Here is a 14722-nt window from a genome sequence, read left to right as displayed (position 1 = left end):
CCGCGAGGGCGAAAGGTCCGGGTCCATGAAGTCCGCGCTGAAGACCATGACCGGCACCATCACGATCGTCCAGGAAGGGCGGTTCAAGATGGAGCCGGAGGACGGCCAGCCGATGCTGTTCGTCCTGGCGCCCTCGGCGCCGGTCGAGCCGCAGGACCTGCCGGGCCTCCAGCGGTCCCAGGCACGGGTGACCGTCCATTACAAGGATGCCGACGGCCGGATCGCCGGCATCGTCCAGGACATGTGGCTGGCCGACGGGACCGGCCGGTGAATCGCCGGTGACGAGATTCAGAGCGAGGGCACGACCATGAAACGCATCCGCAGCCGCACGATCCCCGAGCGCATCGGGAGCTTCGTCCGCGAATGGTCCGTCCCGCGCCAGATCGCGGGCCAGTCCTCCGCCACCAAGGCGGCGGAAAGCTCGATGTCGCGGGGCCTCAGGCCCCGGCTGGAGGAGGCGGACACGGTCGGCACCAACATCTGCCCCTACTGCGCGGTCGGCTGCGCCCAGCTGATGTACGCCAAGGACGGCCGGGTGATCCATGTGGAGGGCGACCCGCGAAGCCCGATCAACCAGGGGACCCTGTGCCCCAAGGGAGCGGCCACCCTGGGCCTCATGACCATGCCCGACCGGATCGACAAGGTCCTGTACCGGGCGCCCCACTCCGACCGGTGGGAGGCGAAGCCGATGGATTGGGCGATGGACCGCATCGCCCATCTGGTCAAGCAGACCCGCGACGAGACCTTCGTCCACAAGCTGCCCGACGGCACCACCGTCAACCACACGCTGGGCCTCGGCTCGCTGGGCGGCGCCACCCTGGACAACGAAGAGAACTACCTGATCAAGAAGCTGTTCTCGGGCGGCCTGGGGATGGTCTGGATCGAGAACCAGGCCCGCGTCTGACACAGTTCGTCGGTGCCCAGTCTGGGTGCCACCTATGGCAGGGGAGCGGCGACGCTCGCCCAGTGGGATCTCGCCAATTCCGACTTCGTCCTGGTGATGGGGTCGAACATGGCCGAGAACCATCCGATCGCCTTCCGCTTCGTGATGCAGGCGAAGGAAAAGGGTGCCACGATCGTTCATGCCGACCCGCGCTTCACGCGGACCTCGGCCATGTGCGACATCCACGCGCCGCTGCGGGCGGGCTCGGATATCGCGTTCCTGGGCGGGATCATCCGCTACATCCTGGAAAACGACCTGTGGTTCAAGGAATACGCCCTTGAATACACGAACATCGCGATGGTCATCTCGCCCGACTACCAGGACCCGGAGCAGCTGGACGGCGTGTTCTCCGGCTGGGACGAGGAAAAGAAGAGCTACGTGCTCGACACTTGGCAGTACGAGGGCATGAAGGTGCCGTCGTCGCTGGCTGAGCACCACGCGACCACGACCGAGTCCTTCAACGACACCTCCAAGACCATGAGCGAGGGGCCGCCGCCCCACGACCGCACGCTCCAGCACCCCAACTGCGTCTACCGGATCATGAAGCGGCACTATGCCCGCTACACGCCGGAGATGGTCGAGCGGGTGACCGGCTGCCCGGCCCCGACCTTCCTGAAGGTGTGCGAGGCGATCACCCGGAATTCCGGCCGGGACAGGACCGGGGCGATCTGCTACGCGGTCGGCTGGACGCACCACAGCACCGGCGTGCAGATGATCCGCGGCGCCGGGATCATCCAGGCGTTGCTGGGCAATGTCGGGCGGCCGGGCGGCGGCGTGCTGGCGCTGCGCGGGCACACCAGCATCCAGGGCAGCACCGATATCCCGACCCTGTACGACATGCTGCCCGGATATCTCCAGCAGCCCCACGCCTACCGGCCGCACAAGGACCTGGAGCAGTACCTGGACACCGAGCAGACGCCGACCGGCTGGTGGCACAATTTCCCCAAATACATGGTCAGCCTGCTCAAGGCCTGGTACGGCGACCATGCGGCCCCGTCCAACGGTTTCGGCTTCGAATGGCTGCCCAAGATCGTCGGCGACCACAGCCAGCTTCCCCAGACGCTGGCGATGCGCGACGGGGTGATCCGCGGCATGTTCTTCCTGGGCCAGAACCCGGCGATCGGCGGCAGCAATTCCAAGATGGTGCAGGCCGGCATGGCCGAGCTGGACTGGATGGTGGTGCGCGACTGCGCCGAGACCGACACCGCGTCCTTCTGGTACCAGGGCCATCTGGTGCGCGACGGCGACCTGAAGCCGGAGGACATCAAGACCGAGATCTTCCTGATGCCGGGCTCGCTGGCCGGCGAGAAGGACGGTACCTTCACCAACACCCACCGGCTGCTGCAGTGGCACGACAAGGTGGTGGACGGCCCGGGCGACAGCCAGTCCGAGCTTTGGTTCATCTATCACCTGGGCTTGCGCCTGAAGGCGCTGTACGCCGACAGCGACAAGGAGCGGGACCTGCCGATCCGGAACCTGACCTGGGACTATCCGGAGAGGGGGCCGGACCGCGACCCGTCCGCCGAGGCCGTGCTGAAGGAGATCAACGGCTATACCTGGGTCGAGCGCAAGCAGCTGACCGGCATCAACGACATCAAGGATGACGGCTCCACCGCTTGCGGCTGCTGGATCTATTGCGGCGTCTTCCCGGAGGAAGGCCATAACCAGTCCCGCTCGCGCCGGGCCGATGGGCCGCAGGGACCGGGGACCCACCTGGGCTGGGGCTTCGCCTGGCCCGAGAACCGCCGCACCCTGTGCAACCGGGCCTCCGCCGACCCCGAGGGCAAGCCCTGGTCGGAGAAGAAGCGGCTGGTCTGGTGGGACGAGGAGAAGGAGAGCTGGGTCGGCGACGATTCGATCGACTTCCCCAAGACCAAGGCGCCCGGATACGACCCGGACTGGAGCAAGCACCCGGTCGGCATGGAAGCGCTGGACGGCCGCAGCCCCTTCATCATGATCGCGGACGGCAAGGCGTCGCTGTTCGCCCCGTCCGGCATGAAGGACGGCCCGCTGCCGACCCATTACGAGCCCCTGGAAAGCCCGGTCCGCAACCCCCTCTACGGACGGCAATCCAACCCGGTCGCCAAGCGCTGGGAGGAGGCCGACAACAAGCTGGCCGAGCCCGGCGATCCGCGCTTCCCCTACGCCTTCACGACATACCGGCTGACCGAGCACCATTCCGGCGGCACGCCGACCCGATCGGTCCCGGTCACGGCGGAGCTTCAGCCGGAGGGGTTCGCCGAGATCCCGACCGAGCTGGCGCGGGAACTGGGCATCGGGAACACCGACTGGATCGTGATCTCGACGCTCCGCGGCGAGATCGAGACGCGCGCGCTGGTGACCGACCGGATGCAGCCGTTCCGCCTGGCGGAGGGCTTGGTCGTCCACCAGGTCGGCATGCCCTGGCACTTCGGCTGGAAGGGCTATGCCACCGGCGACATCGCCAACGTGCTGACCGCGGTGGTCGGCGATCCCAACACCAGCATGCACGAGAACAAGGCGCTGGTCTGCAATATCAGGCGCGGACGCCTGATGCGGCATCACGGTTCCCGAGGAGAAGACTGATGGGCGTCCACCCCCGGGCACTCGACTATGCGGAATCCTTCCCGAACGGGGTGATCCCGGACGAGTCGGAACTGACCTGCGGCACGAAGATCGAGCCGGGCAAAAGTTACGGCTTCTTCACCGACACGACGCTGTGCATCGGCTGCAAGGCCTGCGAGGTGGCGTGCAAGGAATGGAACGGGCTGCCGGCCGACAACCTGGGCCTGACCGGCCACAGCTACGACAATACCGGCGACCTGGGCGCCGATACGTGGCGGCACGTCGCCTTCGTCGAGAAGATCGGCAGCGGCGACGACCGCGCCCGGGATATGGCGCCGTTCCAGAGCAACTGGCTGATGATGAGCGACGTGTGCAAGCACTGCGCCAACGCTCCGTGCCTGGAGGCCTGCCCGACCGGCTCGATCTTCCGAACCGAGTTCGACACCGTGGTGGTCCAGCAGGATATCTGCAACGGCTGCGGCTACTGCGTGCCGGCCTGCCCGTTCGGCGTGGTCGAGCTGAGCCCGGCGGACGGCAAGGCGCACAAATGCACGCTCTGCTACGACCGGCTGAAGGGGGGGCTGGAGCCGGCCTGCGCCAAGTCCTGTCCGACCGACAGCATCCAGTTCGGCGAGGTGGAGGAGCTGTTCGACCGGGCCCGGCTGCGGGTCGAGAGCCTTCACGAAAAGGGCGCCACGGACGCCTATCTCTACGGCGCGCCGGACACGCCGGGGGCGACCGGCGGCCTGAAGCACCTGAACGCCTTCTTCCTGCTGACCGACCGGCCGGAAGTCTACAACCTGCCCGCGGCGCCGACCCGGGCGAGCGGGCGGGTCCGGCCCAGCTTCCTGTCGGGACTCGCCGCCATGGCCGGACTGACGCTTGCCGCGGCGGCCCTGATGTCGGCCGGACGGAGCGGGCGATGACGGACGCCGCGGTCAGGCAGGCGGCGGTTCCCCGGCCCGCCACCGAGGACTGGAACGGCGAGACCTATTACGGCCAGGCGTCCCTGAAGCCGAGCCCGTTCGACTGGAAGATCGCAACCTACGTCTATATCGCCGGTATCGCCGGGTCGTCGCAGATCGTCGCGACGCTGGCCGACCGCCTGGGCGACGGACGGGACGAGACGATCGTGCGCAACGGGCGCTACCTGGCGCTGGCCGGCGCCCTGGCCGGGCCGCCGCTGCTGATCGCGGACCTGAAGACGCCCGAGCGCTTCTACAACATGCTCCGGATATACCGGACCAGCTCGCCCATGTCGTTCGGGTCCTACATCCTGACCGGGTTCGGCCTTGCCAGCGGCCTGACCGCCCTGGGCCATCTGGCCGGCGAGCGGCGGCGGGACGGCAGCCGGTCCGGCGCGCGGCGCGCGGCCGACATGGTGCAGGTCCCGGCCGCCTTCCTGGGCGCCGGCATGAGCACCTACACCGCGGCGCTGCTGAGCGCCACCAGCACGCCCCTGTGGGCGGCCGCTCCCCGCGCCATGGCGGTGCAGTTCGGCACCTCGGCCATGGCGACGGCGGCGGCGGCCCTGTCGCTCTGCGAGCAGGTCGCCGGCGATCCGGAGAACTGCCGGCGGCTCGACGGCCTCGCCGCCATCGCCGTCGCCGGGGAACTGGTGGCCTCGGCCCTGGCGGAGCGGCGCCACCACGAGGCCGGCGTCGGCCAGCCCTTACGCAAGGGACCGATCGGCATCGGCTACAAGGCCGGGGCGCTGGCCCTCGGCCTGGGCGTGCCGCTGGCCTGCCACGCGGTCAACGCGCTGTCGAAGCGGCCGAGTCGGGGACTTTCCGTGCTGGGCTCGCTCGCGATCCTGGCAGGAGGGATGATCATGCGCCAGGCGATCTTCCAAGCCGGCAACCGGTCGGCGGAGCGCCCGGACGAGTATTTCCGCCTGACCCGGCGGGAACCGGAGGGGACTTCCCCGCGCCGCCGGGTCGACCGCGACCTCGCCGCGCGCGGCGCCAGGCGGCTGCCATGATCGGGCCGGAGGTGATCGAGCGGCACGCCTGCGGCAAGGCCCTGGAAACGCTGGACAGGGTCCTTGCCGAGAAGCCGGAGCAGTACCATGAGGAAGTCGTGGGGGTGCTGCGCTGCCTGGTGGCGATGCGCGACCACCTGATCCAGGAACGTCGGAGGGAGGGACCCTCGCCCGAACTGGACGGCCACCTGGACCATGTCAACGCCGTGGTCAGCGTGATGACATCGGGCAGCTTCCCGGTGGTGGGGCTGAGCCATGACCGCCTGAAGCACGCCCGCGACCTGATGGCCGGGATCATCGACACGGCCCGGCGGGGCTGAGCCCCGCTGGGGGTGCCGGAGCGGGTTCGGTTACTCCGACGCGGTCGGCGCGTCGGTCTTCTCGGCGGGGGCCTCGGCCGGCGCGGCCGCGGCGTCGGGCTTCTTGGGGCGCTTGCGGTACTGGTTCTTGTAGACGACTTCTTCGGACGGACCGGGCGGGCACTGGGTGATCTTGTTGCCCTTGGCGAGATACTCGTCGACCAGAGCGTTGAGATCGTTGATCGATCCAACCTGACTTTTCTGCGACTTCATTGCGGTTCCTTGCATCGACGAGTGGCAAACGGTCGCGGCGGCGGGCGCCGGTTCCGCTTTTAGACAGTTACATCTATTAACAGATGGGTATTCGTTGGGTTGCCTTACAGAAGGGTTGACCGGATTCAGCCGGATGCCCCGATAGATCGGGCAGGAGGGTCTTGATTCCGGCGCGGCGCCGCCGCACCATCGGGGACCGCTTCCAGGAACAGGCCGATGCCCGACGATCCGCGGCAGCGCCTGATCGCGCTCTACGCCGAACTGGCCGCCCACACCGAACCCGAATGCGCCGGCAGCCGGTGCGCCAAGCCGCTGTCCTGCTGCGCGCCGATGTATTGCGACCTGACGCGCGACTTCGCGCTGGAATACTGGGGCGAGAGGCTGGAGCCGACCTGGCATCCCGTCCTGCCTTTCATGGGGCCACGCGGCTGCACCGTCGCCCCCCACCTGCGCCCGATCTGCACGGCCCACACCTGCGAGGTCAACGAGCACGGCTGCAAGCGCGGCGACGAGGCCTGGAACGCCCGGTACTTCGACCTGACGGAGGAGATCGGGCTGATCGAGGAGGACCTGTTCGGCCAGAGGATGATCTGACCGGCGAAGGCGGCTATGGTCGCGCCATGAGCGTATTCCTTCATGCCGCATTCCGGGACGGCCGGCTTTGGCTCTGGGGCGAGACGGCGCGGGCCGCCGCGGTGCCGCTGGCAGCCCCGCGCGGGCGGAAGCCGAAGCAGCCGCGGCCGCCCTCGAACCCCTTCGACATCGGCGCGGAGGCGCTGGACGATCTGGCCGAGGTCATGGAACTCGCGGCCGGGGTTGACCGCGTCACCGTGTGGCTGCCCACGGGGCCGGACGGGCCGCTGGCCTCCAGCCCCGTGGTGGAGGAGCTGCCCGACGGGGAGGCGCCCCTTGTCCCGGCACCCTGGGACACGGCGGCGCTGGAGCTGGGACTAGGCGACATGGTCCGGCTGCTGGCCGAATGTCCTGCCGACGGGACCTTCGGCCCGGGCCTGTTCGCCGGCCCCGATCTGGTCTTCTGGGCCATGGCCCTGCGCTTCGCCGGGGCCCTCGCGGCGCGCGGCGCCGTGCTTCCCGACCTGGTCCGCGCCGGCGATGCCGTGTTCGCCCGCTGGCGCCCCGTGTTCCTGGGCCGCGACTCCCAGGCGTTGGCCCGGCTGGCCCGGTGCATGCCCGACGCGGCCCGTGCCGTGGGTCCGGCCAGGGATTCCGGCGGGGTTCCGGTCGCGGCACCGCCCGACGCCGGACCGGCGGCGGTGCTGTCGGAATTCGTCGCGGCCGTGGTGGATTTCCTGATCCGGGCGGAACCGGGCGGTCCGCCGAAGCCGGCGGGGAAGACCCTCGACGACCGCTGGCTGGCTGCGCTCACGGGGGCCGACGCCCGGGTCAGGGCGGACGAGGCTGCCGTCCGCGAGTTCGAGGCGCGGCTCGCCCAGTGGCGCCGGCCGGTGGCCCTGACGGCGGCAAGCCCGGTCCGGCTGTGCTTCCGGCTTGAGGAGCCGCCTGTTCCCGTCGAGGACGACTCCGACGACGAAGGTGGCCCGCCCGCCGTGGTCAGCCCCGCCGATCCCTGGATGGTGCGCTATCTGCTGCAGTCCCACGACGATCCAAGCCTGCTGGTGCCGGCGTCCGACCTGTGGAAGGGCGGTTCGAAGGGCGGCGGCGACCTGGCGCGGCTGACCGGCGGCGAGGCGGACCTGCGGGAATTCCTGCTGCTGAGCTTCGGCCAGGCCGGGCGGCTGTGCCCGCCGGTCGAAGCCAGCCTGAAGCGCGGCATCCCCGACGGGTTCGAGACCGACGCCGCGGGGGCGGTGGAGTTCCTGACCCGCTTTGCCGCGGGGCTGGAACAGGCTGGGTTCGGCGTGCTGCTGCCGGCCTGGTGGACCGCGCGGGGAACGAAGACCCGGATCAGCGCCCGCGCCAAGGTCCGCCCGTCGAAGATGCAGGGCGGCAGCGGCCTGTCCCTGGAGGATCTGGTCAAGTTCGACTGGGAAGTGGCGCTGGGCGACCAGACCCTCTCGGCCAAGGACCTGGCGGCGCTGGCCCGTCTGAAGACGCCGCTGGTCCGGGTGCGCGGCCAATGGGTGCTGCTGGACGCCGAGGAGATCCGGCAGGCGGCGGCGCGCCTGAAGCGGCGGGGCGAACAGGCCAGCGTCCGCGACCTGGTCCGGCTGGCGCTGGGCGGCGGCGACGACGCCGACGTGGAGGGGATCGCCGCCGAGGGCTGGATCGACGACCTGCTGGGCCGGCTGACCGGCCGGGAGCCGGTCGCGGAGCTGGCAGCACCCGAGGGGTTGCGAGCAACCCTGCGGCCCTACCAGGGCAGGGGCTATTCCTGGCTGGCCTTCCTGCGGCGCTGGGGCCTGGGCGCCTGCTTGGCCGACGACATGGGCCTGGGCAAGACGGTCCAGACGCTGGCCCTGGTGCAGCACGACCGGGAGACGTCCGAAAAGAAGCCGACCGTGCTGCTGGTCTGCCCGACCTCGGTCGTGGGCAACTGGCATCGGGAGGCGGCGCGCTTCACGCCCGGCCTGAAGCTGATGATCCACCACGGCGCCGCGCGGGAGAAGACCGCCGCGACGCTACGCCGCCAGTGCCTGAAGCACGACATCGTGGTGACCAGCTACGCCCTGCTCCAGCGCGACGCGGAGGCGCTGAAGTCGGTCCCCTGGACGGGGGTGATCCTGGACGAGGCCCAGAACATCAAGAACGCCGATACCCGGCAGGCGAAGGCCGCCCGCGCGATGCCGGCCGGGTACAAGGTGGCGCTGACCGGCACGCCGGTGGAGAACAACGTGGGCGACCTGTGGTCGCTGATGGAGTTCCTGAACCCCGGCTTCCTCGGCACCCAGGCCGCCTTCAAGCGGAACTTCTTCACCCCCATCCAGACCCGGCGCGACGAGCGCGCCATGGCGCGGCTGAAGAGCCTGACCGCCCCCTTCGTGCTTCGCCGGGTGAAGACCGACCGCTCCATCATCGACGACCTGCCGGAAAAGCTGGAGATGAAGGTGTTCTGCACCCTGACCCGGGAGCAGGCGTCGCTCTACGCCGCAGTGGTCGAGGAATCCCTGGCGGAGATGGAGCAGGCCGAGGGCATCCGCCGCAAGGGGCTGGTGCTGGCGACCCTGGCGAAGCTGAAGCAGGTGTGCAATCACCCGGCCCAGTTCCTGGGCGACAACACGGCGATCGAGGGCCGCTCCGGCAAGCTGGCCCGGCTGACCGAGATGATGGAGGAGGTGCTGGCGGTGGGCGAGAAGGCCCTGGTCTTCACCCAGTTCACCGAGATGGGCGGGATGATCCAGCGCCATCTTCAGGACAGGTTCGGCCGGGAGGTGCCGTTCCTGCACGGCGGCGTTCCCAAGGCGAAACGCGACCGCATGGTCGAGCGCTTCCAGGCCGGCGACGGTTCGGGGCCGCCGGTCTTCCTGCTGTCGCTGAAGGCGGGCGGCACCGGCCTGACCCTGACCGCCGCCAACCACGTGTTCCATTACGATCGCTGGTGGAACCCGGCCGTGGAGAACCAGGCGACCGACCGGGCCTTCCGCATCGGCCAGACCCGCCAGGTGCAGGTCCACAAGTTCCTCTGCGCGGGCACGCTGGAGGACAAGATCGACGAGATGATCGAGGCCAAGAGGAGCGTCGCGGAGTCCATCGTCGGCGCCGGCGAGGACTGGCTGACCGAACTGGACACGTCGCAGCTCCGCGACCTGCTGGCCCTTGGCCGCGACGCGGTGGAATAAGAGAGGAACACCGTCATGTCCTGGTACGAATGGGGACCGACCCGCCCGCGCGAGGCCAGGGGAGGGATCAAGGCGCGCAGCAAGCGCGGCGGTTTCGCCGAGAGCTGGTGGGGCCGGCGCTGGATCGAGGTGCTGGAATCCTTCGACATCGGCGGGCGGCTGGGCCGGGGCCGGACCTATGCCCGCAAGGGACAGGTGCTCGACCTCACGGTGGAACCGGGAGTGGTCGCCGCCAAGGTCCAGGGATCGCGCCCCTGGCCCTACGAGGTCGAGATCCGGATGAAGCCGCTGACCGACGCCCAGTGGAGGAAGGTGGGCGAAGCGGTGTCGGAGGATACCTGGAGCGCCGCCCGCCTGATCGGAGGGGAGATGCCGGAAACCCTGGAGGACACCTTCAAGGCGGCCGGCGCGCCGCTGTTCCCGGCAAGGCTGGGCGATCTCGAGACCCGGTGTGCCTGCCCCGACTGGTCGAACCCGTGCAAGCACGTGGCGGCGGTCTACTACCTGCTGGCGGAGAGTTTCGACACCGACCCCTTCCTGCTGTTCCGCCTGCGCGGACGCTCGCGCGACGATTTCGTGGCCCTGCTCGGCGGGCGGGCCGAGACGGCGGTGCCGGAGCCGCCGCCGGTGCCGCCCGCACCGCTACGCGCCGACTCCGCCGCGTTCTGGCAGGGCCGCCCTGTCCCCGGCGACCTGTTCGGCGCGGCGTCGCCGCCCGGCGCGCCGACGGTGCTGGCGGCGACCCTGGGTCCCCTGCCGTTCTGGCGCGGGGAGGCGGATTTCCTGGAAGAGGTGGATGCCGCCGTGAACCGGGCCGCCGCCCGGGGCCGGAAGCTGGCCGAGGGGGCCTGAGGACGGGCGGGAGCCGTCCGGGAGGACGTTTTCCGGGTTCCGGCGGTTAGCAGGGGCAGACGGTCCCGTCAGCCTTCCCATCCCATCCCGGTGAAAGATGCTCTCTCCCTTCGAACTGATCGCGGTGCTGCTCGTCCTGACGGCGGCCTTCGGCTGGCTCAACAGCCGCTTCCTCGGCCTGCCGGACACGGTGGGCCTTCTGGTCATGGGGCTGGCCGCCTCGATCGTGCTGCTGCTGGTCGAGCTGTCCTTTCCCGAAACCGCCCTGTACCAGGACCTGGCCGGGATCATCCGCCAGGTCGATTTCAAGCGGACGGTGCTGGAGGGCATGCTGGCCTTCCTGCTGTTCGCGGGGGCGCTCCACGTCAACCTGTCGGCGCTCCGCAGCCGCGCCTGGGCGGTCGGCGTCATGGCGACGTTCGGCGTGCTGCTCTCGACCACGATCGTGGCCGTGGGCCTGTGGTTCGCCTCGGACCTGCTGGGGGTCCCGGTGCCGCTGAGCTGGTGCTTCGTGTTCGGCGCGCTGATCAGCCCGACCGACCCGGTGGCGGTGCTGAGCACCCTGAAGGCGGTGGAGGTGCCGCAGTCGCTGGAGATGGACATGACCGGCGAGTCGCTGTTCAACGACGGCGTCGGCGTCGTGATCTTCACCATCGCGCTGACCGTGGCGGCCGGCTCCGGTCACGGCGCCACCGGCTTCAGCGGCGTCGCCGAACTGTTCGCGCTGGAGGCGCTGGGCGGGGCGGCGCTCGGGCTGGCCGCCGGCTTCGCCGCGTACAAGGCGATGAAGCAGATCGACAACTACTCGGTCGAGGTGCTGATCTCGCTGGGGCTGGTGACCGGAGCCTATGCGCTGGCGTCGCGGCTGGAGATGAGCGGGCCGATCGCTGTGGTGGTCGCCGGGCTGCTGATCGGCAACCGGGGGCCGGGGCATGCCATGAGCGACCTGACCGAGCGCTATCTGTTCGGCTTCTGGACCCTGGCGGACGAGATCCTGAACTCCATCCTGTTCCTGCTGATCGGCCTGGAGGTGCTGGTCCTGCGCCTGGACACCTCCTACGGCTGGCTGCCGCTGGTCGCGGTCCCGCTGGTGCTGGGCGCCCGTTTCCTGTCGGTGTCGCTGCCGGTCCTGGCCCTGGACCGCTGGACACCGTTCGTCCGGGGCACCGTCCCGATCCTCACCTGGGGCGGACTGCGCGGCGGCATCTCGGTGGCGCTGGCGCTTTCCATTCCGGAGGTCGAGGAGAAGTCGATGATCCTGGCCGCCACTTACGTGGTCGTGGTCTTCACCATCATCGTCCAGGGCCTCACCCTGCGACGCCTGGTCGAGCGCGTGGCGCCGTGAGCTTCCTACAGTTTCTCCTGAAAGCTATAATGAGCGCGCATTCGATGATGGTTTTCGACCTCCACGAGGCGGACGGAGACGGCCTTGCCGGTGCTGGAGGATTGGCTGTTCGACAGCGCCCGAAACACGGTAAGGTGACCGGAACTCCGGGAGCACGACGGCAGCATGGCAAAGCAGTTCCCCCACATCACCGGCGCGCACCGCGACTTCATCGCGCGGCAGCACATCTTCTTCACGGCGTCGGCCGCCGAGGGGACGCGGGTCAACCTGTCGCCGAAACCGGCCAACGCCTTCCGCGTGCTCGGGGAGAGCGCGGTCGCGTATATCGACCAGACCGGCAGCGGCAACGAGACGGCGGCCCACCTGCTGGCCGACGGGCGGCTGACGATCATGTTCTGCGCGTTCGAGGGCGCGCCTTCGATCCTCCGCCTGTACGGCAGGGGCCGGGTCCTGCAGCGCGGCGGTGACGACTATTCCCGCATGCTGTCCGAGGCGTTCGGCGGGGAGGAGCCGACCGGCGCCCGTCAGATCGTCTTGCTGGACGTCGATTTGGTCCAGACCTCCTGCGGGTACGGCGTGCCGCTGTTCGATTACCGCGACGACCGGCGCAACCTGGACCGCTGGGCGGCGGCGAAGGGCGAGGAGGGCCTGGAAGCCTACCGCCGGGAGAAGAACGCCCGCAGCATGGACGGCCTGCCGACCGGCCTGCTCAGCGGGGAGACGGTGCCGGGCTGAAGCCCTTCGCCTCCAGCCAGCGCCGTGTCTCCGGGTCGGCCAGCAGGGCGACGAAGGCCTGGACGGCCGGGCGGTCCAGGCGGCCGGCGGGGACGACGAAGTCGTAATGCTCGGGCTGGAGCGGCAGGAAGCCCAGCCGGTAATCGGCCGCCACCGTTTCGATCGCGAGGCCCCAGTCGGCCCGGCCCTGCGCCACCGCGGCGGCGACCGCGTTGTGGGACTTGGCCTGGGCCTGGTAGCCGGCGGGACGGGCGCCGGCCAGCACGCGGTCGGCCAGGATGCGGGTGCCGCTGCCGGGGTTGCGGTTGATCATCAGGCACCCGGGATCGACCGCGGCGTCCGCCATGGCCCCGGCGGCGTCGCGGCCCTCGAAGCGAAGGTCGCCGGGGCGGAACAGGACGCCCTGGAGGCGGCGGTACCCCTGGACCAGCGTCAGCCCCTCGGTCAGGAAGGGTTCGTTGTAGCCGCCGGTCGCCGGGTCCATCAGGTGGACGGGGGCCAGGTCGCACTCGCCGCGCCGGGCCGCGGTCAGCCCGCCCATGCTGCCGACGTTCAGCACCTTGACGGTGACGCCGCGCCGCTGGAGCAGCCCCAGCAGATGGTCGAGGCCGACGCAGTGGCTGCCGATCACCACGAGGTCGGCCGGCTCGACGCCCCGGCCGATCAGCTGGACGGTGACATCGGTGCCGGCCTCCACCGCCTCCTCGTGCTGGGGGATCGCGACGAAGCCGTCGGCGTGGCTGAAGGCGGTGACCGCACCGGAACCCTTGGCGAGCGGGTAGGCCGCCAGCCCGGCGTCGGTACGGACCAGCGAGACCATCGAGAACTCGGTCCGGCCCCGTTCCGATGTCAGGCGGATCGGCAGGGTGGCGGGGATGGTCTCGCCGCGCTCCGGCGGCAGGCCGGCCAGCGCCCGGATCACGGGGGCCACGAACTCGTGGAAGGTGAAGATCGCGGAAGTGGGGAAGCCGGGCAGCACGACCAGCGGCTTGCCGCCGGTCACCGCGAGGCAGAGCGGCTTGCCGGGCTTCAGGGCGACGCCGTGGACGACGATGCCGGGATCGGTGAAGCGGCTGATCACCCGGTAGCACAGGTCGCCGGCGCCCTTGGAGGTGCCGCCCGACAGGATCATCATGTCGCAGCCGGAAAGACCCTGCTCCACCGCGTCGCGCAGCGCCGCCTCGTCGTCCGGGCGGATGCCCATCGGGACCGGCTCGCCGCCCAGTTCGGCGACCGCGGCGGCGACGATGGCACCGTTGGAGTCATAGACCTTGCCGGCGGGAATCGGTTCTCCCGGGGCCACGATCTCGTCGCCGGTGGACAGGACGGCGACGCGCGGGCGGCGGCAGACCTCGACCTCGGCGCGGCCGATGGCGGCCAGCACGCCGATCTCGCGCGAGGTGAGGAGCCGGCCGGCGCGCAGCACCGTCTCGCCGCGCGCGATGTCGCTGGCGGCATAGGCGATGAACTGGCCGGGCGCCGCGGCGCGGTGGAACTCGACCCGCACGGCGTCACCCACCCCCTCGATCTCGGCCCCGTCGATCACATCGGTATGCTCGACCATCACGACCGCGTCGGCGCCGCGCGGCACCATGCCGCCGGTGGCGATCAGGGTCGCGGTTCCGGGCTCGACCGTCAGGGCGGGGGCTTGGCCGGGGGTCAGCACCTCGGCGTTGAGGGTCAGGACGCGGGGCCGCTCCTCCGACGCGCCGACCGTGTCGGCCGAACGCACGGCGAAACCGTCGACGCCGGACCGATCGAAGCCCGGGACGTCGACTCCCGCCGCCACGTCGCGGGCCAGCACCCGGTTCAGCGCGGCGGAGAGGGGGACCGTCTCGGACCCGACGGGAGCCAGGGTCAGGTGCCGGTGGAACCGGGCCGCGGCCTCGTCGCGGCCGACCACCTCCAGGAACTGTTCCTGCCGGGCCGCGGCGCGCAGCTTCCGCCGCAGGTCTGACTCAGACATCACTCACCTCTGGGAAAACCAACTTC

At 70.2% G+C, this 14722-nt stretch carries 12 protein-coding genes; 10 read left to right on the top strand and 2 right to left on the bottom strand.

Features of this window, described 5'->3' with window-relative positions:
- Positions 1-25 precede the first annotated feature (25 nt).
- The 5 genes from JL101_RS25560 (at position 26) to JL101_RS25535 (ending at position 5788) form a co-directional block, all read left to right on the top strand.
- A complete protein-coding gene (locus JL101_RS25560; protein ID WP_203102428.1) occupies positions 26-271 on the top strand; it encodes a hypothetical protein in 246 nt (81 codons plus the stop codon).
- 153 nt (positions 272-424) lie between these two features.
- Entirely contained in the window at positions 425-3508 is a 3084-nt protein-coding gene (gene fdh / locus JL101_RS25550) for a formate dehydrogenase (RefSeq protein ID WP_407697444.1), read from the top strand.
- Positions 3508-4413 (top strand): 4Fe-4S dicluster domain-containing protein, encoded by a 906-nt coding sequence (locus JL101_RS25545; protein WP_228435157.1) that lies wholly within the window; start codon positions 3508-3510, stop codon positions 4411-4413. The genes fdh and JL101_RS25545 overlap by 1 nt, the downstream gene beginning before the upstream one ends.
- Positions 4410-5468 (top strand): NrfD/PsrC family molybdoenzyme membrane anchor subunit, encoded by a 1059-nt coding sequence (gene nrfD, locus JL101_RS25540; protein ID WP_203102444.1) that lies wholly within the window; start codon positions 4410-4412, stop codon positions 5466-5468. Before JL101_RS25545 ends, nrfD begins: the two co-directional genes overlap by 4 nt.
- On the top strand, positions 5465-5788 hold the full coding sequence (locus JL101_RS25535; protein ID WP_203102445.1) for a hypothetical protein: 324 nt from the start codon (positions 5465-5467) through the stop codon (positions 5786-5788). Before nrfD ends, JL101_RS25535 begins: the two co-directional genes overlap by 4 nt.
- Before the next feature lie 30 nt (positions 5789-5818).
- Here JL101_RS25535 and JL101_RS25530 read toward each other — a convergent pair whose 3' ends face one another.
- Positions 5819-6040: a hypothetical protein gene (locus JL101_RS25530; protein WP_202684950.1), complete on the bottom strand. Its 222-nt coding sequence runs from the start codon at positions 6038-6040 to the stop codon at positions 5819-5821.
- Positions 6041-6256: 216 nt separating this feature from the next.
- On the opposite strand from JL101_RS25530, the gene JL101_RS25525 reads away from it, so the two are divergent.
- From JL101_RS25525 to JL101_RS25500, 5 genes are all read left to right on the top strand, one after another.
- Entirely contained in the window at positions 6257-6634 is a 378-nt protein-coding gene (locus JL101_RS25525) for a hypothetical protein (RefSeq protein ID WP_203102446.1), read from the top strand.
- Positions 6635-6660: 26 nt separating this feature from the next.
- On the top strand, positions 6661-9798 hold the full coding sequence (locus tag JL101_RS25520; protein ID WP_203102448.1) for a DEAD/DEAH box helicase: 3138 nt from the start codon (positions 6661-6663) through the stop codon (positions 9796-9798).
- A gap of 15 nt (positions 9799-9813) precedes the next feature.
- Positions 9814-10650 (top strand): SWIM zinc finger family protein, encoded by an 837-nt coding sequence (locus JL101_RS36605; RefSeq protein WP_203102450.1) that lies wholly within the window; start codon positions 9814-9816, stop codon positions 10648-10650.
- Positions 10651-10747: 97 nt separating this feature from the next.
- Positions 10748-11995 (top strand): cation:proton antiporter, encoded by a 1248-nt coding sequence (locus JL101_RS25505; RefSeq protein WP_203102451.1) that lies wholly within the window; start codon positions 10748-10750, stop codon positions 11993-11995.
- A gap of 165 nt (positions 11996-12160) precedes the next feature.
- On the top strand, positions 12161-12730 hold the full coding sequence (locus JL101_RS25500) for a pyridoxamine 5'-phosphate oxidase family protein (RefSeq protein ID WP_203102453.1): 570 nt from the start codon (positions 12161-12163) through the stop codon (positions 12728-12730).
- Here JL101_RS25500 and JL101_RS25495 read toward each other — a convergent pair.
- Entirely contained in the window at positions 12705-14696 is a 1992-nt protein-coding gene (locus JL101_RS25495; RefSeq protein WP_203102455.1) for a molybdopterin biosynthesis protein, read from the bottom strand. The two genes, JL101_RS25500 and JL101_RS25495, sit on opposite strands and share 26 nt — an antisense overlap.
- Positions 14697-14722 lie beyond the last annotated feature (26 nt).

Source organism: Skermanella rosea (assembly GCF_016806835.2).
Classification (GTDB): Bacteria; Pseudomonadota; Alphaproteobacteria; order Azospirillales; family Azospirillaceae; genus Skermanella; species Skermanella rosea.
Note: the sequence above shows the minus strand (reverse complement) of the source record. Positions and strands in the feature narration are given on the sequence as shown.

Bases quoted from the DNA above. Each gene is read 5' to 3' on its own strand.
- JL101_RS25560 (WP_203102428.1), top strand. From the start codon at position 26: ATGAAGTCCGCGCTGAAGACCATGACCGGCACCATCACGATCGTCCAG.
- JL101_RS25545 (WP_228435157.1), top strand. From the start codon at position 3,508: ATGGGCGTCCACCCCCGGGCACTCGACTATGCGGAATCCTTCCCGAAC.
- nrfD (WP_203102444.1), top strand. From the start codon at position 4,410: ATGACGGACGCCGCGGTCAGGCAGGCGGCGGTTCCCCGGCCCGCCACC.
- JL101_RS25535 (WP_203102445.1), top strand. From the start codon at position 5,465: ATGATCGGGCCGGAGGTGATCGAGCGGCACGCCTGCGGCAAGGCCCTG.
- JL101_RS25530 (WP_202684950.1), bottom strand. From the start codon at position 6,040: ATGAAGTCGCAGAAAAGTCAGGTTGGATCGATCAACGATCTCAACGCT.
- JL101_RS25525 (WP_203102446.1), top strand. From the start codon at position 6,257: ATGCCCGACGATCCGCGGCAGCGCCTGATCGCGCTCTACGCCGAACTG.
- JL101_RS25520 (WP_203102448.1), top strand. From the start codon at position 6,661: ATGAGCGTATTCCTTCATGCCGCATTCCGGGACGGCCGGCTTTGGCTC.
- JL101_RS36605 (WP_203102450.1), top strand. From the start codon at position 9,814: ATGTCCTGGTACGAATGGGGACCGACCCGCCCGCGCGAGGCCAGGGGA.
- JL101_RS25505 (WP_203102451.1), top strand. From the start codon at position 10,748: ATGCTCTCTCCCTTCGAACTGATCGCGGTGCTGCTCGTCCTGACGGCG.
- JL101_RS25500 (WP_203102453.1), top strand. From the start codon at position 12,161: ATGGCAAAGCAGTTCCCCCACATCACCGGCGCGCACCGCGACTTCATC.
- JL101_RS25495 (WP_203102455.1), bottom strand. From the start codon at position 14,696: ATGTCTGAGTCAGACCTGCGGCGGAAGCTGCGCGCCGCGGCCCGGCAG.